Annotated in this window: 5 protein-coding genes; 3 read left to right on the top strand and 2 right to left on the bottom strand. The window is 72.3% G+C overall.

Going from position 1 to position 5,343, the window contains the following annotated elements; genetic code table 11:
- On the top strand, nt 1-264 hold a 264-nt coding region (locus Q0112_RS16120; protein ID WP_297977000.1), incomplete at its 5' end, for a Crp/Fnr family transcriptional regulator.
- Between the two features lie 51 nt (nt 265-315).
- Nucleotides 316-2,421, top strand: a complete 2,106-nt coding sequence (gene ligA, locus Q0112_RS16115) for an NAD-dependent DNA ligase LigA (protein WP_297976999.1) — start codon at nt 316-318, stop codon at nt 2,419-2,421.
- Here the strand turns inward: ligA and hisI are convergent.
- Nucleotides 2,418-2,774 carry a phosphoribosyl-AMP cyclohydrolase gene (gene hisI / locus Q0112_RS16110; protein WP_297976998.1) on the bottom strand — a complete coding sequence of 119 codons (357 nt, stop codon included), beginning with the start codon at nt 2,772-2,774 and terminating at the stop codon, nt 2,418-2,420. The two genes, ligA and hisI, sit on opposite strands and share 4 nt — an antisense overlap.
- A gap of 77 nt (nt 2,775-2,851) precedes the next feature.
- Here hisI and Q0112_RS16105 point away from each other — a divergent pair, with 77 nt between their 5' ends.
- Nucleotides 2,852-3,298: an iron-sulfur cluster assembly scaffold protein gene (locus Q0112_RS16105; RefSeq protein ID WP_297976997.1), complete on the top strand. Its 447-nt coding sequence runs from the start codon at nt 2,852-2,854 to the stop codon at nt 3,296-3,298.
- A 505-nt stretch (nt 3,299-3,803) separates the two neighbouring features.
- On the opposite strand, the gene recG is transcribed toward Q0112_RS16105, so the two are convergent.
- The coding region (recG, locus tag Q0112_RS16100; protein ID WP_297976995.1) for an ATP-dependent DNA helicase RecG at nt 3,804-5,343 on the bottom strand (1,540 nt) is incomplete at its 5' end.

Genomic DNA, 5,343 nt, shown 5'->3' with positions numbered 1-5,343 from the left:
GACGCCCATATCGCCGACCTCGCCTTCTCCGACCTGCCCGGCCGCCTCGCCAAGACGCTGATCGCCCGCGCCCGCCCCGGCGCCCGCGGGCGCCCCGCCGAGGTCAGCGACACCCAGGGCGCGCTGGCCGCCATGGTCGGCGGCAGCCGCGAGGCGGTGAACCGCTGCCTCGGCAAGTGGCAGAAGGCCGGCCTCGTCGCCGTCTCCGACGGCCGCATCGTCCTGCCAGACCCCGAGGCCCTCGCCGAGGCGGCTGGACTCTAGGCCGCGTCGCCGGCTGGACATGCGCGGCGCCCGCCAGCTAACAATCCGGCCATGACCACCCGTCCTCCCGTCGAAGACCTCTCGCCGCAGCAGGCGATGGAGGAGCTCGCGGCACTTGCGGCCGCTCTCGACCGCGCCAACCGCGCCTACCACCAGGCCGACGCCCCGGAGATCTCCGACGCCGAATACGACGAGCTGAAGCGCCGCAACGCCGCCATCGAGGCCCGCTTCCCCGGGCTGAAGCGCCCCGACAGCCCCTCCGAGCAGGTCGGCGCCGCACCGTCGGAAACCTTCGCCAAGGTCCGCCACGCCCGCCCGCTCTACAGCCTCGAGAACGCCTTCGCCGAGACGGACGTGCCCGAGTTCGTCGACCGCGTCCGCCGCTTCCTGAACCTTCCGGCCGACGCTCCCCTCGCCTTCACCGCCGAACCGAAGATCGACGGCCTCTCCCTCTCCCTCCGCTACGAGGCGGGCCGCCTCGTCTCCGCCGCCACCCGCGCCGACGGCGAGGTCGGCGAGAACGTCACCCCGAACGCCCGCACCATCCCCGACATCCCCGCCCGCCTCTCCGGCGCCCCCGAAATCCTCGAGGTGCGGGGCGAGTGCTACATGAGCCACGCCGACTTCGCCGCCCTCAACGCCCGCCAGGCCGAGGCCGGCGCCCGCACCTTCGCCAACCCCCGGAACGCCGCCGCCGGCTCGCTGCGCCAGCTCGACCCGTCGATCACCGCCGCGCGTCCGCTCCGCTTCTTCGCCTACGCCTGGGGCGAGCTGTCCGCGCCCTTGGCCGACACCCAGACAGCCGCCATCGCCCGCCTTGCGGCACTCGGCTTCGCCACCAACCCGCTGATGGCGACCTGCACCTCCACTGAGGAGATGCTGGCCCGCTACCGCGCCATCGAGGCGCAGCGGGCGACCCTCGGCTACGATATCGACGGCGTCGTCTACAAGGTCGACCGGCTCGACCTGCAGGCCCGCCTCGGCTTTCGCTCCACCACCCCGCGCTGGGCGCTGGCCCACAAGTTCTCCGCCGAACGCGCCTCGACCCGGCTCGAGGCGATCGACATCCAGGTCGGCCGCACCGGCGCCCTCTCCCCGGTCGCCCGCCTGCTGCCGGTGACGGTCGGCGGCGTCGTCGTCCAGAACGCCACCCTCCACAACGCCGACTATATCGCCGGCCGCGACTCCAAGGGGAACCCGATCCGCGAGGGCCGCGACATCCGCGTCGGCGACTGGGTCACCGTCTTCCGCGCCGGCGACGTGATCCCGAAGATCGAGGACGTCGACCTTTCCCGCCGCCCCGCGGACAGCGTTCCCTACCGCTTCCCCGACACCTGCCCGGTCTGCGAGTCCGACGTGGTGCGCGAGCCTGGCGAGGCGGTGCACTATTGCACCGGCAACCTGATCTGCGCGGCGCAGGCGGTGGAGAAGCTCAAGCATTTCGTCAGCCGCGGCGCCTTCGACATCGAGGGGCTGGGGGCGAAGGCGATCGAGGCCTTCTTCACCGAGGGCTGGATCCGCGAACCGGCCGACATCTTCACCCTCGAGGCGCGGCACGGCGCGGACCTGCGGGGGCGCGACCGCTGGGGGGAGAAGTCGGCCGGCAACCTCTTCGCCGCCATCGAAGCGCGGCGGCGCATTCCGCTCGACCGGCTGATCTATGCCCTCGGCATCCGCCATGCCGGCGAGACCGCTGCCCGGATCGTCGCCCGCCACTATGGGTCCTGGGGACGCTTCGCAGCGGCGATGCAGGCTGCGCGCGACCATGAGGGGGCGGAGTGGGCCGAGCTCAACGACATCAGCGGGGTGGGCGAGACGCTGGCGGGGTCGCTCGTCGACTATTTCCACGAGCCGGCGAACCGCGACGCTGTCGCCCGGTTGGTGGCGGAGCTCGCCATCGGGGACGTGGCGGCGCCGGCCGCGTCGGGTTCGCCGATCGCCGGGAAGACGGTGGTCTTCACCGGGACGCTGGAGCGGATGACGCGGGCCGAGGCCAAGGCGCGGGCCGAGGCGCTCGGGGCCAAGGTGGCGGGGTCGGTGTCGGCGCGGACCGACTATGTCGTCGCAGGCCCCGGGGCGGGATCGAAGGAGAAGGCGGCGCGGGAGCTCGGGGTCGCGATCCTGAGCGAGGAGGACTGGCTGGCACTGATTGGCTAGAGGGGGTCCGAGAGGATCACCTCGGCGCCGTCGCGGACCGCCGTGTAGAAGCAGCTCGGGCGGTTGGTGTGGCAGGCCGGACCGGTCTGCTCGACGATGAGGAGCAGGCAGTCGCGGTCGCAGTCGAGGCGCAGCTCGAGGAGGCGCTGGAGGTGGCCGGACGTCTCGCCCTTCCTCCAGAGCTGGGCGCGGGAGCGGGACCAGTAGGTGACCTGGCCGGTGGCCAGCGTCGCGGCGAGGCTCTCGGCGTTCATCCAGGCGAGCATCAGGACCTCGCCGTCGCGGGACTGGGCGATGGCGGGGATGAGGCCGCGGGCGTCGAAGCGGAGGCTCGCGATGTCGAAGGCGGGCATGGGCGGCGTCCCTTTTCGCCGGGCGGATTCCGGCCTATCTATGGGCTCGGGCCGGGGAATGCAAAAGGACGCGGGGAATGAGCGGCGACGAGGATCTGATCAAGCTCTACTCCCAGCGCATCCTGGCGCTCGCCGCCGCCATCCCGCTGACCGAGCGGCTGGACGGGCCGCATTCGACGGCGCGGAAACGCTCGCCGCTCTGCGGGTCGACGGTGACGGTCGACCTGGCGGTCGAGGGCGGGAGGATCGCGGCCTTCGGGCAGGACGTGAAGGCCTGCGCGCTCGGGCAGGCCTCGGCCTCGGTGCTGGGGCGGCACGTGATCGGGGCGAGCCGGGAGGAGATCGGCGCGGCGCGGGAGCAGCTGCATGCCATGCTGACCGCCGGCGGGCCGGCGCCGGGGGCGCCGTTCGAGGAGCTGGAGGTGCTGATGCCCGCGCGGGACTATCGCAACCGGCATGCCTCGATCCTGCTGGCCTGGGACGCGACGCTCGCCGCCTTCGACGAGGCGCTGGCGGCCGCGTGACGAAAGGGATTTCGCGCGCGAAACTATAAGTAACTGTTTGATTTTAAACAGACTTATTTTTCTCTTTAACCTGGTGTTTACAATCGGCCGTTGAAACGCGGGCCCAGGGGCGCGGTCCTGCGCGTCGTTCGGGCGCCTTCGGCGAGAGCATTTTGCCATGATGAAGGCGGGGCGCCCGGAGGCCGGGCCGGGCAAAAAAGATCGCCGCGACCCCCTTGGGGTGCGGCGATGAGGAGGCGGCGCGGCCAACAGGCGGAGAGGCAGGTTTTCGCGCGAAGCGCACCGCGGGCAGGCAACGGCGTCAGGCGAAGAGAGGCAGGAGCAGGAGCGCCACGATGGTGGCGCAGAGGCCGGCGAGGCCGAGGGCTTCGCGGGCGACGATCTCAAGGTCGGCGTCAAGCATGTGTCGCATCGGTTCCGTTCCGTTTCCGATCACCAATGTTCTATTAATGTTCTCGATTCGCTGCCGCGAGTCAAGACGAGTCGTGAACGGAAGAGGAACGAGCTAGCCGATGGAGAGCATCCCGATCGCCTTGTCGCGCTCCATGAGGTAGAGGAGCGTGCGCATCGCCCGCCCGCGGGGCGAGGCGAGCTCCGGATCCTGGTCGAGGAGGAGGCGGGCGTCGTCCTGGGCGACGCGCATCAGGTCGGCCTGCAGCTCGAGGTCGGCGATGCGGAAGCGCGGCAGGCCGGACTGGGCGATGCCGATGAGGTCCCCTGCCCCGCGCAGGCGCAGATCCTCCTCGGCGATGCGGAAGCCGTCCTCGGTCGAGCGCATGATCTCGAGGCGGGCGCGGGCGGTCTCGCCGAGCGGCGGATCGTAGAGGAGGAGGCAGGTCGAGCGTTCGGCGCCGCGGCCAACCCGGCCGCGCAGCTGGTGCAGCTGGGCGAGGCCGAAGGCCTGGGCGCCCTCGATGACCATGATCGAGGCGTTGGGGACGTTGACGCCAACCTCGATGACGGTGGTGGCGACGAGGAGGCGGCTGCGCCCGGCGACGAAGTCGGCCATGGCGGCGTCCTTCTGCGCCGGCGGCATCTGGCCGTGCACGAGGCCGACGGTGCCGGGACCGAAGGCGAGCTCGAGGCTCCTGAAACGCTCCTCGGCGGCAGTCATCTCGGCGACCTCCGACTCGCCGACGAGGGGGCAGACCCAGTAGGCTTGGCGGCCGACGGCGATGGCGCGGCGGAGATGCTCGATCACTTCGCCGGTGCGGCCAGCGGAGACGAGGGCGGTCTCGACCGGGTGGCGGCCGGGCGGCTTCTCGTCGAGGATCGAGAGGTCCATGTCGCCGTACTGGGCGAGGGTGAGGCTGCGCGGGATCGGGGTCGCCGTCATCACCAGGATGTCGGCGCGCTCGCCCTTCTTGCCGAGGTCCATGCGCTGGCGGACGCCGAAGCGGTGCTGCTCGTCGACGACGGCGAGGCGGAGGTCGGCGAAGGCGACGTCCTTCTGGAAGAGGGCGTGGGTGCCGACGAGGATCCTGGTCTCGCCGCCGGCGAGGGCCGCGAGCTTGGCAGCGCGCTCGCGGCCCTTGTCGCGGCCGGTCAGCAGGTCGAGGCGGACGCCGGCGGCTTCGGCGAGCGGGGCGAGCGAGAGCAGGTGCTGGCGGGCGAGGATCTCGGTCGGGGCCATCATCGCCGCCTGGCCGCCGGCCTCGACGGCGGCGAGCATGGCGAGGAGGGCGACCAGCGTCTTGCCGGCGCCGACGTCGCCCTGCAGCAGGCGGTTCATCCGCCGGGGCGATGCCATGTCGGCGGTGATCTCGGCGATGGCGCGGGTCTGGGCGCCGGTCGGCGCGTAGGGGAGCGCGGCGAGGACGCGCGCCTGCAGCCGGCCGTCGCCGCGGGTGGCGAAGCCCTTGGGCCGCCGGGTGCGGGCGCGGGCGATGGCCAGCGTCATCTGGTGCGAGAGGAGCTCGTCGTAGGCGAGCCGCTCGCGGGCGGGGGCCGCGGGGGCGAGGTCGGCCGGGCCGGCGGGGCTGTGGGCGGCGGTGAGCGCGGCGCGGAAGGCGGGCCAGCGGCGGCGCGCGAGCAGGCTCGGCTCG

This window comes from uncultured Amaricoccus sp. (genome assembly GCF_937858865.1).
Lineage (GTDB): Bacteria > Pseudomonadota > Alphaproteobacteria > Rhodobacterales > Rhodobacteraceae > Amaricoccus.
The sequence above is the reverse complement of the archived record's forward strand: the minus strand, read 5'-3'. Positions and strand labels throughout refer to the sequence as shown.